The organism is Pseudomonas sp. GW821-FHT07G06 (assembly GCF_058986625.1).
In genome coordinates this window covers 120,509-140,807 of sequence record NZ_JBYSVW010000013.1, presented here as the reverse complement: position 1 = coordinate 140,807, position 20,299 = coordinate 120,509, and the positions used below count along the sequence as shown (strand labels likewise).

General features: G+C 61.2%; 18 protein-coding genes and 1 pseudogene. 8 read left to right on the top strand and 11 right to left on the bottom strand.

Features of this window, described 5'->3' with window-relative positions; translation table 11 throughout:
• Positions 1-121 precede the first annotated feature (121 nt).
• The 4 genes from AC3WJW_RS21750 (at position 122) to AC3WJW_RS21735 (ending at position 3,194) form a co-directional block, all read left to right on the top strand.
• Complete coding sequence (locus tag AC3WJW_RS21750; RefSeq protein WP_493727331.1) at positions 122-1,075, top strand: diiron oxygenase; 954 nt, start codon at positions 122-124, stop codon at positions 1,073-1,075.
• A gap of 82 nt (positions 1,076-1,157) precedes the next feature.
• Positions 1,158-1,592: an MAPEG family protein gene (locus tag AC3WJW_RS21745; protein ID WP_493727330.1), complete on the top strand. Its 435-nt coding sequence runs from the start codon at positions 1,158-1,160 to the stop codon at positions 1,590-1,592.
• A gap of 87 nt (positions 1,593-1,679) precedes the next feature.
• Complete coding sequence (locus AC3WJW_RS21740) at positions 1,680-2,312, top strand: dihydrofolate reductase family protein (RefSeq protein ID WP_493727329.1); 633 nt, start codon at positions 1,680-1,682, stop codon at positions 2,310-2,312.
• 75 nt (positions 2,313-2,387) lie between these two features.
• Entirely contained in the window at positions 2,388-3,194 is an 807-nt protein-coding gene (locus AC3WJW_RS21735; protein ID WP_493727328.1) for a glycosyltransferase family 2 protein, read from the top strand.
• 241 nt (positions 3,195-3,435) lie between these two features.
• On the opposite strand, the gene sorB is transcribed toward AC3WJW_RS21735, so the two are convergent.
• The 3 genes from sorB to mqo all read right to left on the bottom strand — a co-directional run bounded on the left by sorB (position 3,436) and on the right by mqo (position 7,473).
• The gene (sorB, locus tag AC3WJW_RS21730) at positions 3,436-4,071 is read right to left on the bottom strand and encodes a SorB family sulfite dehydrogenase c-type cytochrome subunit (RefSeq protein WP_493727327.1); all 636 of its coding nucleotides are present in this window, start codon (positions 4,069-4,071) and stop codon (positions 3,436-3,438) included.
• A gap of 10 nt (positions 4,072-4,081) precedes the next feature.
• Positions 4,082-5,323 (bottom strand): SorA family sulfite dehydrogenase catalytic subunit, encoded by a 1,242-nt coding sequence (gene sorA, locus AC3WJW_RS21725; RefSeq protein WP_493727326.1) that lies wholly within the window; start codon positions 5,321-5,323, stop codon positions 4,082-4,084.
• A 506-nt stretch (positions 5,324-5,829) separates the two neighbouring features.
• Positions 5,830-7,473: a malate dehydrogenase (quinone) gene (mqo, locus tag AC3WJW_RS21720; RefSeq protein WP_493727325.1), complete on the bottom strand. Its 1,644-nt coding sequence runs from the start codon at positions 7,471-7,473 to the stop codon at positions 5,830-5,832.
• 465 nt (positions 7,474-7,938) lie between these two features.
• Between mqo and ilvD the strand changes: the two genes are divergently transcribed.
• Complete coding sequence (ilvD, locus tag AC3WJW_RS21715; RefSeq protein ID WP_493727324.1) at positions 7,939-9,621, top strand: dihydroxy-acid dehydratase; 1,683 nt, start codon at positions 7,939-7,941, stop codon at positions 9,619-9,621.
• A 132-nt stretch (positions 9,622-9,753) separates the two neighbouring features.
• Here ilvD and AC3WJW_RS21710 read toward each other — a convergent pair whose 3' ends face one another.
• From AC3WJW_RS21710 to AC3WJW_RS21700, 3 genes and pseudogenes are all read right to left on the bottom strand, one after another.
• The gene (locus AC3WJW_RS21710; RefSeq protein WP_407802995.1) at positions 9,754-10,479 is read right to left on the bottom strand and encodes a methyl-accepting chemotaxis protein; all 726 of its coding nucleotides are present in this window, start codon (positions 10,477-10,479) and stop codon (positions 9,754-9,756) included.
• Positions 10,480-10,611: 132 nt separating this feature from the next.
• A pseudogene (locus tag AC3WJW_RS21705) lies at positions 10,612-11,367 on the bottom strand (MCP four helix bundle domain-containing protein); the annotation flags it as partial.
• A gap of 96 nt (positions 11,368-11,463) precedes the next feature.
• Positions 11,464-12,138, bottom strand: coding sequence for a DUF2238 domain-containing protein (locus AC3WJW_RS21700; RefSeq protein ID WP_493727323.1), 675 nt, complete (start codon positions 12,136-12,138; stop codon positions 11,464-11,466).
• A gap of 158 nt (positions 12,139-12,296) precedes the next feature.
• On the opposite strand from AC3WJW_RS21700, the gene AC3WJW_RS21695 reads away from it, so the two are divergent.
• Positions 12,297-12,728: a nuclear transport factor 2 family protein gene (locus AC3WJW_RS21695; RefSeq protein ID WP_102699839.1), complete on the top strand. Its 432-nt coding sequence runs from the start codon at positions 12,297-12,299 to the stop codon at positions 12,726-12,728.
• Between the two features lie 135 nt (positions 12,729-12,863).
• Here AC3WJW_RS21695 and AC3WJW_RS21690 read toward each other — a convergent pair whose 3' ends face one another.
• Positions 12,864-13,679 (bottom strand): AraC family transcriptional regulator, encoded by an 816-nt coding sequence (locus AC3WJW_RS21690; protein WP_217837951.1) that lies wholly within the window; start codon positions 13,677-13,679, stop codon positions 12,864-12,866.
• 133 nt (positions 13,680-13,812) lie between these two features.
• On the opposite strand from AC3WJW_RS21690, the gene AC3WJW_RS21685 reads away from it, so the two are divergent.
• Positions 13,813-14,331 carry a carboxymuconolactone decarboxylase family protein gene (locus AC3WJW_RS21685; protein WP_493727403.1) on the top strand — a complete coding sequence of 173 codons (519 nt, stop codon included), beginning with the start codon at positions 13,813-13,815 and terminating at the stop codon, positions 14,329-14,331.
• A gap of 184 nt (positions 14,332-14,515) precedes the next feature.
• Here AC3WJW_RS21685 and AC3WJW_RS21680 read toward each other — a convergent pair whose 3' ends face one another.
• Together AC3WJW_RS21680 and AC3WJW_RS21675 are read right to left on the bottom strand one after the other, a co-directional pair.
• Positions 14,516-15,604 (bottom strand): polyamine ABC transporter substrate-binding protein, encoded by a 1,089-nt coding sequence (locus AC3WJW_RS21680; protein ID WP_493727322.1) that lies wholly within the window; start codon positions 15,602-15,604, stop codon positions 14,516-14,518.
• A 55-nt stretch (positions 15,605-15,659) separates the two neighbouring features.
• A complete protein-coding gene (locus AC3WJW_RS21675; RefSeq protein WP_493727321.1) occupies positions 15,660-16,961 on the bottom strand; it encodes an NAD(P)/FAD-dependent oxidoreductase in 1,302 nt (433 codons plus the stop codon).
• A gap of 157 nt (positions 16,962-17,118) precedes the next feature.
• On the opposite strand from AC3WJW_RS21675, the gene AC3WJW_RS21670 reads away from it, so the two are divergent.
• Positions 17,119-18,006, top strand: a complete 888-nt coding sequence (locus tag AC3WJW_RS21670; protein ID WP_493727320.1) for a LysR substrate-binding domain-containing protein — start codon at positions 17,119-17,121, stop codon at positions 18,004-18,006.
• A gap of 283 nt (positions 18,007-18,289) precedes the next feature.
• Here AC3WJW_RS21670 and AC3WJW_RS21665 read toward each other — a convergent pair whose 3' ends face one another.
• Both AC3WJW_RS21665 and AC3WJW_RS21660 read right to left on the bottom strand, forming a co-directional pair.
• Complete coding sequence (locus tag AC3WJW_RS21665; protein WP_493727319.1) at positions 18,290-19,798, bottom strand: tripartite tricarboxylate transporter permease; 1,509 nt, start codon at positions 19,796-19,798, stop codon at positions 18,290-18,292.
• A 15-nt stretch (positions 19,799-19,813) separates the two neighbouring features.
• Complete coding sequence (locus AC3WJW_RS21660) at positions 19,814-20,299, bottom strand: tripartite tricarboxylate transporter TctB family protein (RefSeq protein WP_493727318.1); 486 nt, start codon at positions 20,297-20,299, stop codon at positions 19,814-19,816.

Genomic DNA, 20,299 nt, shown 5'->3' with positions numbered 1-20,299 from the left:
ATTAGCACCAACGCGGACTCAGTGATCGAGACCATCCCCAGACGCTTCACCGATTGTCATTGACTCCCGCGCTAACCGTAATTGGCCCATTCCAACTCGACCACGCCAGCCGGAGATCAGTATGAACACCGCCGCCACCCTGCCCCGCCCGGACTCGGGCAACGCCGTCCGTTATGCGCAACTTGTCAGATCCTCGAAGAAAGCGGAATGGCAGATCGATCGCGACTTGCTGCAGGAGCGCAGCTTCGACTTCTCGCGCAAATTCTTGCCCGACGGCCTATCGCATATCGACCGCCTGACCTTCCTCGGCGCAGACGAGGCGCGCCTGCTCAGCCAGATTCAAGGCCGAACCTATGCGTACATTTTTGGCCTGGTCGAGCGCTTTATCAGTGCCAAGATGCTCGATCAGGGTCGGGCCCATGTATTTGACGATCAGCTCGCACTCGAAGCGCTGGTGCGCTTTTCCAACGACGAGATCAAGCATCAGGAGCTGTTCCGGCGCATCGAGACGATGATGGGCACTCGATTGCCGGCGGGATATCGTCAGGTTGCCGATCCGAACGATGTGGCGCGCGCGGTGCTGGCGGCCAGCACCTGGGCGGTACTGGCGCTGACCTGTCATATCGAGTTGTTCGTTCAGACGCACTACGTGCAGAGCATCGCCCCACGCGAGGAGTTGTGCCCACTGTTCAAGGACGTCTTCAAGTTTCACTGGAAGGATGAAAGCCGCCACGTCGTACTCGATGAACTGGAGTGGGAGGCGGAAAACGCGAAACTCTCCCCGGCCGAGCGCGACCAGGCCGTGAACGATCTGATTGCCCTGGTGGCGGCCGTCGATGCGATCCTGCGGGCACAATCGGCAGCCGATGCCGACTACTTCATGGGAAATGCTTCACGATCGTTCAGTGTCGATGAGACCGCGCAAATCAAGGCCTGCGTGCTGAGCGCCTACCGCTGGCAATACATTGTCTCGGGCATGCAGCACCCACACTTTGGCCGGCTGCTTGCGCGCATGACAACGCCAGCACAGATGTCCAGGGTCCAGACTGCACTGGCACCCATCATGGGCCAGTGATCGACAAGGGGGCGACCGACCGCGCGTCGGTCGCGCGACACTGGGATGACGGGCTGAAAATGATTGATTGAGGATGGCAGCCATGACGACTCCAATGTGGATGCTGCTTGGCTTTGCGACCTGGACCTTGCTGTTGTTGATGGCAACCGTCGGGGTCTATCGCTGGGTCAGAATCCTGTTCTCGAATGTTCCGATCGCTTCTTTCCGAAGCGATCAGCTCGAAGGCGAGGATTGGTACCGGCGCGGGACAAGAGCACACGCCAACTGTGTGGAAAACCTGCCGGTCTTTGGCGTCATCGTGTTCGTGATTTCCGCCCTGGGGGTCGACGGACCTGCGGTGAGCTACTTGTCCATCATCGTCCTGATCGCTCGTGTGTGTCAGTCTCTGGTTCACGTATCCCATGTGCAGACCGATGGGTTCGTGGCGGTTCGGTTTACCTTCTTTTGCCTACAATTGATCTGTTTTCTCGCACTCATTGTCATCGCCGCTGGTTACGGCGCAGGCATACTCAAATAGAGGTTCGACTGTCCGGCAGGGAGCGTCTCGACTGATCGCAGACTCCCCCGTCTAACCTCCTTCACCAGGACGAATCAGGAGAAAAACATGCGCACACTGACCGTTGCCGCGTTCGTCAGTCTGGACGGTGTCATGCAAGCGCCCGGCGGGCCCGAAGAGGACACCAGTGGCGGATTCCGCTTCGGTGGCTGGATCGTGCCCTACGCCGACCAGACAACCGGCCAGGCCGTACAGGACCTGTTCTCGCAGCCGTTCGAGTTGCTGCTGGGGCGTCGTACCTACGACATCTTCGCCGCCTATTGGCCGCACGCTTCGGCCGACTCACCCCACCACACCATTGCCGATCTGTTCAACGGCGTCCCCAAGCACGTGGCCACCCATCGCGGCGATTCGCTGGAATGGCACAACAGTCATGCGCTGCAGGGCAACCTGGTCGACGCGATCAGCGCGCTCAAGCGCCAGGACGGTCCTGGGCTACTGACCCAAGGCAGCGGCGACCTGGTGCGCCAACTGCTCGCCGCCGGCCTGGTGGACGAGTTGCGGCTGATGATTCACCCCATCCTGCTGGGACGCGGCAAGCGCCTGTTCGACGACAACGCACAGCCGGCGGCCTTCACCTTGCTGAACTCGATCAGCTCACCCGGGGGTGTGCTGATCGCCCGCTACAGCCGCAGCGGCGAGGTGCGCACAGGTACGTTCCAAGGCGGCGGGGGTCGATAGCCAAGGTGAAATTAAGCTTGGGCTAAGGTTGCTGCTTTAGTCTTCGAGGCTTTCAGGTAGTCGAGCATTTCGAAGATGGGCCGTGTCGATACAAGCGCCAAACCGCCGTTCAGCATCGTGCTGGTGAATTACAAAACCCTCGATCTGACCAGGATCTGCCTGGACCTTTTGCGTGAGCCTGCACGCAAAGCCGGCATTCCAGTCTGGGTGGTGGACAACGATTCGGCGGACGCCAGCGTCGAGTATCTGCGCTCACTGGACTGGATCAACCTGATCGAGCGCGATGCTCCCACCAAAGAGCCCGGCCATATCGCCCATGGCAAGGCCCTGGACATGGCGCTGGCCAAGGTCAATACCGACCATCTGTTCCTGATGCACACCGACACCTTCGTCTTCGATCCCAACATCTTTGCGCTGATGATGGAGCACTGCACCAGGGATCGAAACGTCATCGCGGTCGGCTGCACCGAGCAACTCAATCGCGGGTTGCCAAGGACTGTCTGGCGCTTCACCTCACGCTTCGCAAAGCACCATTTGCGGCGCCTGAAACTGTCCCTGGGCCTGCGTTCAAGAGAACCTAAGCCCTACACCGAAACCTACCTGAAAAGCTTTTGCACGCTATGGAATTGCAGGCTGATGAAGCAGCAGGGTCTGCATTTCCAGATCGATGACCGGGTGCCCGGTTATGAGCTGCAGGACCGCGCGATCGGTCTCGGCTACAAGGTGGTGTTTCTGTCGCCCGGCAAAATCTTCAAGTACCTGGACCACGTCCAGGCCGGCACCGTCGCCGCCGCGGGCGGATATGGCCGGGATCACCGGCGGACCAAAATGTACCAGGACATTCTCAAGCGCTTCAGTGCCGCCAACCCCTCGATGGATTGAACAAATCGCACTCACAGAAAAGCCCACTGAGCGTCGCCGGTTCAGTGGGCGGAATCCCGGGGGAACACAGATAACGAAATATCTGTAGGAGCTGCCGAAGGCTGCGATCTTTTGATCTTGCTTTGGCGATCTGGAGACTGCTGAAGATCAAGATCAAAAGATCGCAGCCTTCGGCAGCTCCTACAGGGGAACGCGTGCTCCACCAAACTGGCGACCATTGCCAGCTACCTGTACGGCGGACTCACTGGCTCATGATGAACGTCGCCAGGCTTTTCAGGTCGTCCGGACCCAATTGTGCGAAGGGCGGCATGGGAACATCCCCCCACTTTCCGCTGCCGCCATGCTGAATGCTGGACATTACCCGGGCCAGCGCCTGGGGGTCATTGGCATATTTGGCCGCAACATCGTGATAGGCCGGGCCAACGACCTTATGGTCGATTGCATGACAGGACAGGCAGGCGTTGTCCTTGAGCAAGGCCGAAGCCACTTTTGCCACCGACACCGTCGGCGGCTGCTCCACCGGCGGGTTCGAGGCCGCCTGGACATCGGCGTCGCTGGCCTTGGCACTGCCGTAGGTCGCCGCCAGGTAGGCGCCTATCACACTCACGTCCTGGTCGCTGATCGGAGCACCGTATACGTGCTGCATCTTGCCCGCTTCGGCGGTCCACTGTGCCAGGCTCATGCCGGGCGGCTGGAAATTGATGTAGTCGGCCGAATGGCAGGTGGAGCACTTCTGCTGCGCCAATAGGTAACCAGGCAGCGAACTGGGCTTGAACGCTGCCGTTTCGGGCGGCAAGGTGATCGAGAGTGGCGCGGCGTCAGCCAGGGTCATCAGGCAAACCTGAGCGGCGCACAGCATGGAGGTCAAAAATTTCATGCAGCCCTCCTCAGGCGACGGTCACGTGGCGGGTTTCGACGACGTGGCGGCGGTAGCCACCGGGGTTCCAGTCCGCTTGCAGTGGCTGCGTCTCGCCGGCCCTGTTGCTGGCTCGCACCATCAACTGAGTGGCGCCCTTGCGGGTAAAGGTGACCGGCAGCGTCCACTCACGAAAGGAGAAACGGCCCAGGTCCTGCCCGAGGGTGGATTCGCGCCATGTAGCTCCGCCGTCGATCGACACCTCAACCTTGTTGACCCCGGCGCCGCCATCGAACGCGATGCCCTTGAGCACCAGGTTTTTGTTCAGCGGCAATACATCGCCGTGTTTGACGCTGGTGATGAAACTGCGCACCGGCAATCTGGAAATCGGTTGGGTGTTCGCCGCCGTGGTGCCGGGGGCAATGCACAGGCAATCGTTATCCGGAACCCGGTACCCCTTGGCCATGAAGAAACCGTCGTAGGTATGGTCGACGACTTCGATCTCACTCAGGTGCTTGACCCAGTACGTACCGAAGTAACCGGGCACCACCAGACGAATCGGGTAACCGTTGAGAAATGGCAGGTCGGAGCCATTCATCGACCAGGCGATCATCGGCTCGCCGTCCATGGCATGGCTGATGTCCAGCGCCTTGATGAACTCCGGCGTGCTCGGCAGCACCGGCTTATCGAGCCCACGGAAGGTCACTTGCATGGCACCGGCCTTCACCCCCGCCTTTTCCAGTACCGCCTTGAGCGGCACCCCCAGCCACCGCGCATTGCCCATCGAGCCATTGCCCAACTGAGCCCCGAACACCCGCGGCATCGAAAAGCCACGGCTGTTGCCCGAGCACTGATTGACGGCCACCACCTCCACCGGCTCGGCAAGCGCCTTGAGTTCGGCAAGGGAAAGCGACAGCGGCGTGTCGACCAAGCCCTTGATCGTCAGGCGGTAGCTGTCCGGATCGATGCTGGTCGGGAAATCGGCCAGGTGGTAACGCACGAAAAACGCGTCATTGGGCGTGATGACCCCTTCGTTGAAGACAGAGAACGGCGTCTCCAGGTGCGGCGGGCGAGTGGTCACCAGGGTCAATGGGCGTTTTTGCGGGTATTGCACCAGCGGTCGCGGGCCCGCGGCAAAGGTCACTTCTTCAGTGTTTTCCTCGGCGGCACTGGCGAGACTTGCCAACGGCGAAGACGCCAACGCCAACGTGAAAGCATCGCGTAAAACCCGCCGACGGCTCGGCTGGCGGCTGTCTATAAAACTGAACTTCATTCTGCGCTCTCTATGATTGTTTTATCGAGATGCAACTGACTACTGTGGGAGCGAGCTCGCCCCTACAAATTCCCGCCAGGGCAAAGAGGTATCAGACTTACGGTTTCGCGTTACCCAGGTCGGTAAACAAACCAGTATCAACACAGCCAACCTGTCTGCTTCACATTGAGCGTCAGATACTTGGCAATTGATGACAGGGAGTGCCGATATGTGCGGCAAATAGAGAGTGCTGTTCACTTAAGCAGATGCCTCAGACACACCTGCTTTTTGTGGCGAGGGAGCTTGCTCCCGCTGGGCTGCGCAGCGGCCCCAAAAAATGAGACAACAATGCCGCTTTTTTTGTGAGTGCTACGCACTCAAGCGGGAGCAAGCTCCCTCGCCACGGGTTTCTCTCTGACTGAAGACACGCTTAAGTGAACAGCTTTTCGGCATGTCCTGATCATCGCCCACAAAAAAGCCCACTGACCGTCGCCGGTTCAGTGGGCTTTTTTTGATCCGGCGTCTAGTTACAGAGCCATATCACTCGCAGCACTAGGCTTCGGTGCCTTCGCATCCGTGTCGACAGTCACTGGCTTCACGGCCGGTGCGATCACCGGTGGCGGAGTCAGTTCCAGCACCTTGGCGGTGTAGGCCCACTCTTCAGCAACCTTCTCGGGGTTGTTGTTCAGCTGGGTGCCGTAGCTCGGTACGATCTGGTGCAGTTTTGCCTGCCACTCAGGGCTCGCGACCTTGTCCTTGAACACTTTCTGCAGCACGGTCAGCATGATCGGTGCGGCGGTCGATGCGCCTGGGGAGGCGCCCAGCAGGCCGGCGATGCTGCCGTCTTGCGAAGCGACGATTTCGGTGCCCAGTTTCAGCACGCCACCGGCGGCTTCGTCACGCTTGATGATCTGCACGCGCTGGCCGGCTTGCCACAGGCGCCAGTCTTCAGCCTTGGCGTTCGGGAAGTATTCCTTCAGGGCGTTGAGGCGGTCTTCGTCAGACAGCATCAGCTGGCCGGCGAGGTACTCGACCAGCGGGTATTCCTTGATGCCGACCTTGGTCATTGGCCACACGTTGTGGGTGGTCGTGGTGGTCAGCAGGTCCAGGTAGGAACCTTCCTTGAGGAACTTGGTGCTGAAGGTCGCGAACGGGCCAAACAGGATCACGCGCTTGCCGTCCAGCACGCGGGTGTCCAGGTGCGGAACCGACATCGGCGGTGCGCCCACCGAAGCCTTGCCGTAGGCCTTGGCCAGGTGTTGTTCGGCGATGGTCGGGTTCTCGGTCACCAGGAACGAGCCGCCGACCGGGAAGCCTGCGTATTCCTGGGCTTCAGGAATGCCGGACTTCTGCAGCAGGTGCAGGGCACCGCCGCCGGCGCCGATGAACACGAACTTGGCGTCGGTTTCGGTCTTGCTGCCGTCTTTCAGGTTTTTGTAGCTGACGCGCCAGCTGCCGTCGGCGTTCTTGGTGATGTCCTGCACTTCGCTGGACAGCTTCAAGTCGAACTTCGGCGTGGTTTGCAGGTGTGCAACGAACTGACGCGTGATTTCACCGAAGTTCACATCGGTGCCGATCGGGCTCCAGGTGGCCGCGACTTTCTGGTTCGGGTCACGCCCTTCCATCATCAGCGGTACCCACTGTTTGATCACAGCCGGGTCTTCGGAGTACTGCATGCCGGCGAACAGCGGGCTCGCCTGCAGGGCGTCGTAGCGTTTTTTCAGGAACTTGATGTTGTCATCACCCCACACGAAGCTCATGTGCGGCGTGGAATTGATGAACGAACGCGGGTTCTTCAGCACGCCTTGCTGAACCTGCCAGGCCCAGAACTGACGGGAAATCTGGAAGGCTTCGTTGATTTCAACGGCCTTCGGGATCGAGACCTTGCCGTTCTCGTCTTCCGGGGTGTAGTTCAGCTCGGCCAGGGCGGAGTGACCGGTACCGGCGTTGTTCCAGCCGTTGGAGCTTTCCAGGGCGACGCCGTCGAGGCGCTCGATCATTTCCATCGAAGTGCCAGGTTCCAGCTCGTTGAGCCAGACACCCAGGGTCGCGCTCATGATGCCGCCGCCAATCAGCAGTACGTCGACTTTCTTGGCTTCTTCGGCCTGGGCTGTCGTCATCCCCAACGACAAGGCCAGCCCCAGCAGGGCTGTGTTCACTTTCTTAAACATCTGTAGCACCTATGATAAAACGCCATCCGCCCTTCCATCCTCATGCGCACAGCCCCGTGTTTCATGGCAGTCACGGGTGCGGCACTCAAGGATTGCAGGGTGGGCACACAAGGCCGACTGACTGCATCGACCCCAGTTATATGTCCCTTCTGAACTGACTTCTTATCTTTTTTGGCTTCAGCTACTTGAGCGACAGTGATTCGTTCGCCCGTCGCGAGGACAGGTAAACAGAATAGGTCAAACCAAGTTGGGGCGAAGAATATCACGACATGGCTAACCCGCGCGTCTGTTCGCGACTGCGTGGTCCGGCATCAAAAGATCGCAGCCTTCGGCAGCTCCTACATTGACCGGATACGCCGCCAGTGCAAAAAACCCTGTAGGAGCTGCCGAAGGCTGCGATCTTTTGCCTTTCAGGAGGAGAACTATACTCACTGGGCTTTTTCCGCCGAGGCTTGAGGTGTTGTCATGAGCGATAAAGACGATCTGCGCAAATATTCATCCCAAGTGATCGACGGCGTCGAAGCCGCACCCGCCCGGGCCATGCTGCGGGCCGTGGGTTTTACCGATGCAGACTTCGACAAGCCGCAGATCGGCATCGCGTCCACCTGGGCCATGGTCACGCCCTGCAACATGCACATCGACAAGCTGGCGCGCGAAGCCGAAAAAGGCGCGAATGCCGCCGGCGCCAAGGGCGTGATCTTCAACACCATCACCATCTCCGACGGCATCGCCAACGGCACCGAAGGCATGAAGTATTCGCTGGTTTCGCGCGAAGTGATCGCCGACTCCATCGAAGTGGTCACCGGTTGCGAGGGTTTCGACGGCCTGGTGACCATCGGCGGCTGCGACAAGAACATGCCGGGCTGCCTGATCGGCATGGCGCGGCTCAATCGCCCGTCGATCTTTGTCTATGGCGGCACCATCCAGCCGGGCGCCGGGCATACCGACATCATTTCCGTGTTCGAGGCCGTGGGCCAGCACGCGCGGGGCGACATCAGCGAGATCCAGGTCAAGCAGATCGAGGAAGTGGCGATTCCCGGTCCCGGCTCCTGTGGCGGCATGTACACCGCCAATACCATGGCCTCGGCCATCGAGGCGCTGGGCATGAGCCTGCCCGGCTCCAGCTCCCAGGACGCCATCGGCGGCGACAAGGCCTCGGACAGTTTCCGCGCCGGCCAGCAGGTGATGGAGTTGCTCAAGCTCGACCTCAAGCCCCGGGACATCATGACCCGCAAAGCCTTCGAGAATGCGATACGCGTGGTGATCGCCCTCGCCGGCTCAACCAACGCCGTGCTGCATCTGCTGGCCATGGCCAACGCGGTGGATGTCGAACTGACGCTGGACGACTTCGTCGAGCTGGGCAAGATTTCCCCGGTGGTCGCCGACCTGCGTCCCAGCGGCAAGTACATGATGAGCGAACTGGTGGCCATCGGCGGCATTCAACCGCTGATGAAGCGCATGCTCGATGCTGGCATGCTGCACGGCGATGTGCTGACCGTCACCGGCCAGACCCTGGCGGAAAACCTCGCCGGCGTGTCCGACTACCCGGCCGGCCAGGACGTGATCCGGCCGTTCGACCAGCCGATCAAGAAGGACTCCCACCTGGTCATCCTGCGCGGCAACCTCTCGCCCACCGGCGCCGTGGCCAAGATCACCGGCAAGGAAGGCCTGCGCTTCGAAGGCACGGCGCGGGTCTATCACGGCGAGGAAGGTGCGCTGGCCGGCATTCTCAATGGCGAAGTGCAGCCCGGCGAAGTGATCGTGATCCGCTACGAAGGGCCCAAGGGCGGGCCGGGCATGCGCGAAATGCTCTCGCCGACCTCAGCGGTCATGGGCAAGGGTTTGGGCAAGGAGGTGGCGCTGATCACCGACGGACGTTTTTCCGGTGGTTCCCACGGTTTCGTGGTCGGTCACATCACGCCGGAAGCCTTTGAAGGCGGGCCGATTGCGCTGGTCAAGAATGGCGACAGGATCATCATCGATGCTGAAACCCGGCAGATTACCGTTGATGTGTCCGATGCCGTGCTGGCCGAGCGCAAGACGCGTTGGGTGCGGCCACCATCCAAATACACGCGCGGGGTGTTGGCCAAGTATGCGAAGACGGTGTCCAGCGCTTCGGAGGGGGCTGTGACGGATAAGTATCTTTAGGCCACTGGTCCAGCGTTGTCTGGACTATTGCCATCGCGAGCAAGCTCGCTCCCACAAGGGATCTTCGTCATAAGGAGATCCTCTGTGGGAGCGAGCTTGCTCGCGATGGCGTCCTGTCAGGCAACCTCTACCTCAAAGCCTGAACCGATCCACCGACTGCGACAGCTGCCCCGCCAGGCTCGACAATTCATCCGTGGTCGAAGCCGTCTGCCCGATCACCTTGCTGTTGCCTTCGGACATGCCGGCAATCATCTCCACCTGATGGGCGATCTCGTTGCTGGCCAGGCTCTGCTCGCCGATGGTACGGCTGATGTCATTGACCAGTTGCGTGGTATGCAGCGTGGCATCGAGGATCTCGCGGATGGCACGCTCGACATCGGCCGTCACCGCCATGCCTTTGTCGACCTGGGCCACGCCCTCCTCCATGCTGATCACCGCCTCGCGGGTGCTTTGCTGGATGCGCGCGACCATGCTGGCGATTTCCTGAGTGGACGCGCTGGTGCGCCCCGCCAGGCTGCGGACCTCATCGGCCACCACGGCAAAACCGCGTCCCTGCTCGCCGGCGCGGGCGGCTTCGATGGCGGCGTTGAGGGCCAGCAGGTTGGTCTGGTCGGCAATACCCTTGATCACCTGGATGATGTTGAAAATCCCCTCGGACTCCTTGTCCAGCGTGCGGATCACCTGCGCCGACTGCTGCGCCGAACGCGCGATGCCGTCCATGTCGCTGACCACCTGGTGGATCACCCGGCCGCCGTCCTTGGCCAGGGCTTCTGCCTGATTGGCCATGTTCAGCGCCCGCTCGGCATGCCGGGTGATCTCCTCGATGCTCGCGGTCATTTCGCTGGCGGCCGCGGCCATGGTGCTGGCCGCCGCGCTTTGCTGCTGGCTGCTGCCGGCCACTTCATGACAGCCGTTGCTCAATAGTTCGCTCATGCCGCTGACGCCGTGGGCGTTGCTGCGCACGACTTCGATCATGCCGCGCAAATCCCGCTGCATGGTTGCCAGGCTACGAATCAAGGCGCTGGCTTCGTCCTTGTGGGTGGGCTCGACAATCGGCTCGCTGAGGTTGCCATGGGCAATGCTCTCGGCAATGTGGCTGGCGGTTTGCAACGGGCCCATGATGCTCTGGATCGCCGAACGCCCCAGGGCCAGCAGCAACAACAGGCTGGCGATCAGCACACCGCCGAGGGTCAGGTTGGCGTTGCTGATGGCAAGCGCTGTGCCTTGGCTGGTCTGTTGCGTGTCGCTTTCGATCAACTCGCTGAGGGCCTCCATCTGGTCTTCCAGTTGGCTGAAGGCGTTGTTGAACGTGCCCAGGTCCTGTTGCGCGGCTTCCGGGGTTTCCAGGGCCAGCGCGACGATACGCTCGGCAGTGCCGATGTAGGTGTCGAGGCTGGGCTTGATCTTGTTCAGGCCGGCCTTGATGGTGTCGTTGACCGGCAGCTTGAGGTTTTCCCCGAGCACTTCGCGAAAGCGTTGGGTGTGCTCCTCGATGGAACTGCGCACCTCGGCTTTGCTGCTGGTGCTCTTGTTCAAGCCCACCAACATGGCCGACAGCACGTCGGCGCGCAACGCGTCGTGCATCATGTCGGCTTCGAGGTGGTTGCGCAGCGCGGCCATGCTGACGTTGTTGTCGTCCACAGCCTCGGCCATCCGAGCGTTCCCCAGGTAACTGACCAGGCTCATGATCAACGCAGCCAGTAGTCCCGTGCCGATCAGCAACATTAAACGCAGTTTTATGGACACTCTGTGGTTCCTCTCTGGCACGTTAGGCGGCGGGGTTGCCCCGCGCGGATGGCACTCTTGAAGAGGTTATCGACGGGGCCGCGCAGTAATTGAAGCCTATTGCCACAAATTGTGTTTTTTTCGACATGCGGTCGTCACCGGTTGCTTTTGCAGCATGCCGCGCAGGGACACCAGCGACAGGCTGGCAAACGCACCGGCGACCGCGATGGCCATATCCTTTTGCGAATCCCACGGATCGTTTTGCGCGCCGACGAAGGCCTTCGCCGTGTCATTGCCCAGGAAGGCACCGCCGATCCACTCCACCAGTTCGTACACGGCGGAGGTCGACAGCATGATGTTCAGGGTCACGAAAAACAGCCAGAACCCGCGCAGCGGCGTCAGCCGCCGCAGGACTTCGCGCACCGGATAAGCCAGCAGCAGCCCGTAGCTCAGATGCACCAGCCGGTCGTAGTGATTACGGTGAGCACCTGCCGCCTGGTCGAAACTGAAGCCCAACCACGCCGAAGACCAACGATCGTAAGGCACCAGGGAATAGGTGTAATGGGCGCCCAGTTCATGCACGCACAGAAACGCAAACACCAGGGTGACGGACATCGTCGACAAGCGGAATCGCCGAGAAACCGCGACCAGCGTCCCCACCAGCAACAGCACCAGCAGGTTTTCCAGCGCCCAGTCCACCCGGCTGCGGGGAGAAAAACCCGACACCACCACGATCACCAGGAACACCATGAGCAACGTCAGGTCGTGCCGTATACGTTGGTTCGGCTGCATGGCTGGAATACCTCGAAGTCAGGACATCGCCCTTTTAACTTCGAGGCAAGGTCACCGGGCAAGTTCGCTTTTTCCCTCCAGCACATGATAAGTTGTACGATGACTGATGAATGCTCATCCATTCATCGCGTCATCCCTACAACAACAAGGAAACACCCATGAAAAAAGCAAAAGTGCTGATTGGTTTTCTGTGCCTGTTCACCGGCTACGTCGCCGCCACCCCGGCCGCCTCGGACAAGGACGTGGCCCAAGCGGTCGACCACCTGACCCAGGCCATGCTGCACAAGGACATCCCGGAGCTGAAAGCCTTGACCGCCGAGAACCTGACCTACGGGCATTCCAGCGGCAAGATCCAGGACAAGCAGGCCTTCATCGCCGACATCGAAACCGGCAAAAGCGCGTTCAAGACCCTAGAGATGCAAAACCAGACCATCACCGTTTCCGGCGATGTCGCGCTGGTCCGCCACCATTTCTCGGCACAAGCACTCAAAGGCACCGAAGTGGTGCCCACTGAAATCGAAAACTTCCAGATCTGGCAAAAGCAGGACGGTAAATGGCTGTTGGTGGGACGGCAGGCGTTCAAGTTCTGATATTCGCGTAAGCAGCTGCACCGCGGGACCTGTGGGAGCGAGCCTGCTCGCGAAAGCGGTGTGTCAGACACCCATGATGTCAACTGACACTCCGCCATCGCGAGCGGGCTCGCTCCCACAGGGGATTTGCGGTGGTCAGCTGCCCTTCCACTCCCGCGGGCTCAGCCCGGTCTTGCGCCGGAACGCCCGGGCCAGCGCCGAGGGGCTCTCATAACCCACTTCCTCGGCGATCAGCGCTATCGGCCGGCCCTCGCGCAGGCGCTTCTGTGCCAGGCTGATGCGCCAGCTCACCAGGTAATCCACCGGCGTCTGCCCGACCACCCGGCGAAAGTGTTCGGCGAAACTGGCCCGCGACATGTTGGCGGCGACCGAGAGTTCGGCCACGCTCCAGGCCTTGGCCGGGCTTTGATGCATCAGGCTCAGGGGCCGCGCCAGGCGCGCATCGGCAAGGCCCGCCATCATGCCCGGTTGCTGGCCCGTGGTGCTCAGGATGTGCCGCAGCAACAGAATCACCAGCAGCTCGAACAGGCGATCCATCACCGCTTCACGCCCGCACGTACCGTCGAACGCCTCGTTGAACAGCCATTCCAGGGTCCCGGCCAGGGTCGGGATTTCATCGAGCTTGAGCACCAGGTAATCCGGCAGCGCCGCCGCCAGGGCATTGCCCGCACCGCCGTCGAAATCCAGGGTCGCACACACCAGTTGCGTGCCGGATGCTTCAGACGCAAACAGACGATGTCGATAGGGCCGGGGGAAAAAGATCAGGCTCGGCTCGGTCAGTTGCAGGTCCGGCTGGTCGCCCATTTTGAGCAACAACTCGCCGGCCTGAAGCAGGTGTAAATGACCGCTGGCCTGCTGGCCGTCGTAGGCGACGGTGCCGCAGAACATACCGCTATGGAAAGTGCCGGCATTGACGCCGAAATGGGTGAGCAACGTGGACAAGCGATCCATGACAAGGCTCCCGAAGGCAGTTCTGGACGATCTGTCGCATATCCTCGACGATTTGCATCCAATACACCAGACCTTCTCCCTAACATGCGCTCCGTACCCAGCGCATTCCGCGCCTCACACCACGGAGTATAACCTGACCCGCATTGCCCCGATCAGCCTGGAAAACGCCACCGACACAACCCGCCCGCTGCTGGAAGGCGTGCAGAAGAAAATCGGTTTTCTGCCCAACGTCTTCAAAGTCCTGGCCCACGCACCGGCGGTGCTGGCCTCATACCTGCAAAACTCGGCCGCACTGGGCAAGACGTCCCTGAGCGCCACGGAAAAGGAAGCGGTGTCCCTCGCCACTTCGCAAGTCAACGGCTGCGACTACTGCCTGGCGGCTCACTCGGTGTTCGCCGGTAAGGCCGGGCTGTCGAAGCAGGAGATCCTCAGCGCACGACATGGCGAGCTTAACGCCATTGCCACCCTCGCCCGCCAGGTCACCGAAAGCCGTGGCCACCTGAGCGTCGAGCAGATCGCCGCTGCCCGTAACGCGGGTATCGACGACGGTAAGATCATCGAAGTGATCGCCCATGTGGCATCGCAGACGCTCACCAACTACCTGAACAACGCAATCCTGACCGACATCGACTTCCCGGCCATCGACGCCTGAACCCATCTAGCGTAAATCCTGCCTGAAACATTCTGTCGGAGCGAACCGAAACCTGTGGGAGCGAGCTTGCTCGCGATCGCGGTGGTCCATTCAACATCAATGTCGTCTGGCCTGACGCTATCGCGAGCAAGCTCGCTCCCACAGTGATTTTGCTCAAGCGAACGATATGCGCACGACCTCGCGATCAGGTATTGGTTTTCAGCTTGGTCCACAACCGCGTGCTGAGGCGTGCGATGGCCGCGGGCAAGTCCTCGACGGTGAACAGCTTGTCCATCACGGTTTTCGGCGGGTAGATCGCCAGGTCCTGCTTCACCGCCGGGTCGACGAAGGCATCCGCCGCGCTGTTGGGGTTGGCGTAGTGGATGCTGTTGCTGATGTTGGCAATCACCTTCGGCTCCAGCAGGTAGTTCATGTAGGCGTAGCCGTTCTTCTCGTGTGGCGCGCTCTTGGGCATGACCACCATGTCCAGCCACAAGGTGGAACCTTCGTCCGGGATCGAGTAGGCGATGTCGATCCCGTTCCTGGCTTCCCTGGCGCTGGCGGCGGCCTGCACGATGTCGCCGTTGAAACCGATCACCGCGCAGACATTGCCGTTGGCCAGGTCGCTGATGTACTTGGACGCATGGAAATACTGGACGTATGGCCGGATCTTCAGCAGCGCCTGCTCGGCTTTCTTGTAGTCGGCCGGCTCGTGGCTATGAGGCGGCAGCCCCAGGTAGTTGAGGGTGATCGGCAGGATCTGCGTCGGGTTGTCGATGATCGCCACGCCGCACTCGCTGAGCTTCTTGATGTTGTTCTCGTCGAAGAACAGCTTCCAGGAATGGGTGACGTCGGTATTGCCGAAGATTGCCTTGATCTTCTCGACGTTGTAGCCGATGCCCGCCGTGCCCCACATGTAAGGGAAGCCGTACTGGTTGCCCGGGTCGTTGACCTCAAGCTTCTTCATCAGCGCCGGGTCGAGGTTTTTCCAGTTGGGCAACTGGCTCCTGTCGAGTTTCTGGATCGCGCCGGCCTTGATCAGGCGCGACAGGAAGTGGTTCGACGGGCTGACCACGTCATACCCGGTATTGCCAGTCATCAGTTTCGATTCCAGCACTTCGTTGCTGTCGTGGATGTCGTAGGTCGCCTTGATCCCGGTTGCCTTGGTGAAGTCGGGCAAGGTGTCGTCGGCGATGTAACCGTTCCAGTTGGAGATATTGACGGTTTCGTCGGCGTAGGCGACAGCGGAAAAGGTCGAGATCAGGGCCACAAGGGAAAGCGTATTGACGCGCATGTTGAATCACCTTCGATGGGAAGTGCTGTTGTTCTTGTTGTGAAGTTCGTGTTGTTCAGACTTCGCTTCTGGCCCGGACCGTTTCCACGCGCATACGCAGCATGGCACCGATGTCGAGCAGCGGCTTGGGCGGTAGCCAGCCGGGTTGTGCCCGCGAGATCACCGATTGCAGCAGCGGTGAATCAGCGCCCGAGGCCCACTCCGCGAGCAAGCGTCCCCACAACGTGCCCCGCGCTACGCCCGAACCGTTGCACCCGGCCACGGCGAACACGCCCTCCTCGACTTTCGCAAAGTACGGTTGCCCGGAGCGCGAAGCGCTGAGATGACCGGTCCAGGTGTATTCGATGTCCTGCTCGCCGAGCATCGGGAAACGCCGTTGCAACCCCAGCACGTGGTGTTGGCGACGGGCCGACAGCTCGCTCAATGACAAATCCCGGGAGCGGTATTCCGCGGTGTTGCGGATCATCACCCGGCGATCTGGCGTCAGGCGCACCGTGGCGCCCAACGGCCGGGTCGACAGCACGCCCCAGGACGCTGGCGCCCCCAGGGCTTGAAACTCTTGATCGCTGAGCGGCCGCGTGAGGCTGGCGCTGAGTTCCATCGCGAAGGTGCCGCTGTCGTCGATCCCTGAACGAGGAATGAAGGCGTTCAGGCAGACCAGCACCTGCCTGGCTTCAACGCAGCCGTTTTGACCCCGGGCACGAATCCGGCCGTCGCCAAGGCGCTGAAGACCTGCGATATCGCTGTTCTCATAGACCGTCACTGTCGGAGGCAAGGCATCGAGCAGGCCCTTCACGTACTTGGCCGGTTGCAGCAGCGCATTGCCATTGCCGCACCAGATTCCGGCACGGTAGTGGCGGGTGCCGAGTTTCTCGATCAGTTGCTCGCCTTGCAGGAACTGCGCGCTGGCGCCAACGGCCCGCAAGGTCTGCAACTTGGCCTCGACCTGGGTCAGCTTGCGTGGATCGCTGACGGCAAAGAAATAGCCCGATTCCCTGAAGTCGCATTCGATGCCCAGCCGGGCGATCTGCTTGCGCACTTCATCGGCGGCGGCGCGGCTGATCGCCGTATCCACTTGATAGCCGGCGAACCCGGCGCTGCCCGACAGCTCGCCGGCGGCGGGATGTTCGTGGGCCACCACAAACCCGGAGTTACGCGCCGATGCCCCCTGCGCAGCCCGCTGGCGGTCAACAACCACAATGCGTGCCTGGGGATGCATGTGCGCCAGAGCGTGCGCCGCACTGAGGCCGGTAATGCCGGCGCCGATCACCAGCCAGTCGGCGTGCTGCGTGCCTTTGAGCGGCTCGCGCAACGGAGAACTCCCCGCTTGCGCGATCCAGCCACAGATATTTTCCATGCGTCACCTCAGGTTCTTGTTCTGTGAACCGTCTCGATCAGCGCTTTATGCAGGATTCGCATAAATGGTTTTCGTGAACGGTGTCTATGACTAGAATCTAAAGGCTGATAACGCGGACAACCAACGTTATTAAATCATCGAGGCATTCCGGAAACGCATGGATAAAGTACGCCACGTGCCCTCGCTGCAGGGCTTGCAGGCCCTGGTCGAGGTCGCCGGGTCAGGCAGCTTCACCCAGGCGGCGCAAAAGCTCTGCCTGACCCAAAGCGCCGTGAGCCGACAGATCCAGCAACTGGAGAGCCACTTCGGTGTCGCGTTGTTCGTGCGCAGCAGCCGCAGCCTGCAACTGACCCCGGAAGGCGACCAGGTGCTGGCCAGCGCTCGCACCATCCTTGAGCAACTAAGGTCGCTGGAAGACCGGCTCGCGCCCAGACAACGCCCGTTCCGCATTCGCATGCACGTGTCACTGGCGGTGCGCTGGCTGTTGCCCAAACTGAACGATTTCTACCGGCATCACCCGGACGTATCCCTGGCAATCGAAACCGTGGCCACCGAAGTCGTGGAACCTGCCAGTGACAGCGACGCCTACATTCTCTATCTGCCTGAACCGTCCACGGCGCCCGATTGCCTGACGCTGTTCGAGGAAGCACTGGTGCCGGTGTGTGCGCCTGGGCTGGGCACCCCGACCCGGCCATTGGCTTCGCTGGAGGATCTGTCGGGGTTCGCGTTGCTGCACCGCTCCTCCGATCAACATGACTGGCAGCTATGGTTGTCCGCCAATGGCGGCAAGGCGCTGCAGGAGTATCGGCATATCCCCTTCAACCTCGACGAACTGGCACTCGATGCCGCCGCCCGGGGGCTGGGGGTGGCGATGACCGACATGACCCTGGCAGGCGAGTCGATCCAGCGCGGCGAACTGGTGATTCCGTTTGGTGAGCCATTGAAGACCCGGGGGATTTACTCGTTGTGCCTGCAACCCTCGGCGACCTCCCATCCGGCGTGCGCACCGGTCATGCAGTGGTTCACCGCACAAACCACTGCATGACCCTGTGGGAGCGGGCTTGCTCGCGAAGGCGTCGGGTCAGTTGACAATTATTTCACTGACATACCGCCTTCGCGGGCAAGCCCGCTCCCACAGGGTTGGTGGGTGTACGCAGTATTCGTGATCGACCGAAATTACTGTGGGAGCAGGCTCGCTCCCACAGGGTTAGTGGGTGTACGCAGTATTCGTGAACAACCGAAATTACTGTGGGAGCGAGCCTGCTCGCGAAGGCGTCGGGTCAGTTGACATTCATTTCGCTGACACACCGCCGCTCCCACAGGGGGATTCAATCATCCTCATGCAACTTGATCCCGCGTTTATGCAACACATAGGGCACCAACAGCACCAGCAGCGTCAGGGCGAGAAAGAACGCCGAGATCGGTTGCGTGACGAACACCGTCCAGTCGCCCTGGCCGATGGACAAGGCGTTGCGCAGTTGTTTCTCGGCCATCGGCCCCAACAACATACCGACGATCACCGGGGCGACGGGGAAGTCGAACCGCCGCATCAGCACCCCACCCCAGCCAATCGCCAACATCAGCAGCAGGTCGAAGGATGAGTGGCGCATGCCATACACGCCGATGGTGGCGAACACCAGGATGCCGGCATTCAGGTACGGCCGGGGGATCTGCAGCAGTTTGACCCACAGCCCCACCAGCGGCAGGTTCAACACCAGCAGGATAACGTTGCCGATGTACAGCGAGGCCACCAGCGTCCAGACCAGGTCGGCGGAGGTTTCGAACAGCATCGGCCCCGGTTGCAGGTTGTAGTTCTGGAACGCGGCCAGGAGGATCGCCGCGGTCGCGGACGTCGGGATGCCCAGGGTCAGCAACGGCACCAGGGATCCGGTCGCGCTGGCGTTGTTGGCCGCTTCGGGACCGGCGACGCCTTCGATGGCACCCTCGCCCTTGTTGGCGGAAAACTCCTTGGGGTACTTGCTGAGCTTGCGCTCGGTGGAATAGGACAAAAAGGTCGGAATCTCCGCACCACCGGCCGGAATCGAACCAAACGGAAAGCCGATCAGCGTGCCGCGAAACCACGCAGGCACCGAACGCTTCCAGTCGGCACGGGTCATCCACAACGAGGTCAGGCGATGCCGCCCTTCGTTCGATTCCTTTTGATAAAGCAAGCTGTACAAGGCCTCACCCACGGCGAACAAGCCGACCGCCACCAACACCACCTCGATACCGTCCACCAGTTCGGGAACGCCCAGGGTGTAGCGGGCAATGCCCGAGGTCGAGTCCAGGCCGATCAAACCGATGGTCAACCCGACGCCCAGCGAAGCAAACCCGCGCAGCATCGAGGCGCCAAGCACCGCCGAGACGGTGGTGAACGACAGCACCAGGATCGCGAAGTATTCGGTCGGGCCGAAATTCAGCGCCAGCCTGGCCACAACCGGCGCAAACAGCGTCAGCAACACCGTGGCGATGGTACCGGCGACGAAGGAGCCTATCGCCGCCGTTGCCAGCGCAGGGCCGGCGCGGCCGTTGCGCGCCATCAGGTTGCCCTCCAGGGCCGTGACCATGGAGGACGATTCACCCGGGGTGTTGAGCAGGATCGAGGTGGTGGAACCGCCGAACTGCGCACCGTAGTAGATACCGGCGAACATGATCAGCGCGCCGGTGGGGTCGACCTTGGCGGTGATCGGCAACAGCAGGGCCACCGTCAGCGCCGGGCCGATCCCCGGCAACACGCCGATGGCGGTGCCGAGCAGGCAGCCGATGAAACCCCACATCAGGTTGATCGGCGTCAGTGCCGCGGCAAAACCCATCGCCAGGCTTGAAAGAATGTCCACGGTGTCGATCTCCTTTCAAAGCCAGATGTTGATCAGCGACGGCAGGGAAACCCCCAGCCCGGCGTTGAACAGCCAGTAGATCGGCAGGGTCAGGGCTATGCCGATGGCCAGGTCCCGCAGCGGATGACGGCTGCCGAACCCCCGCGCCGAACAGGCGAACAACAACCCGGCGGCCAGCACAAAACCGATGAGATTGATCAGCAGTGCCACACCGACAAGCCCGGCGGTCACCCAGGCGGCGCCGGTTTTTCCACCGGGCACCGTGCCCGTGTCGTCGTTATCCAGCTCGCGAAAACCGCCGCTGAGCGCCTGATAGCTCAGCAACAGGCCCACACCGCCGAGAAAGCCCGCCACGACATAGGGGTAAACGTAGGCCGGGAGGATGACGAAACCCATTTCCGGCGGAAACCGGTAGGCCCCCATCGCCAACACCACGCTGATGGCGATCAGGCCGAGGCCGACCGCCAATTGCGTCGGCACCACTGCGCGCAGTGTGGCCAT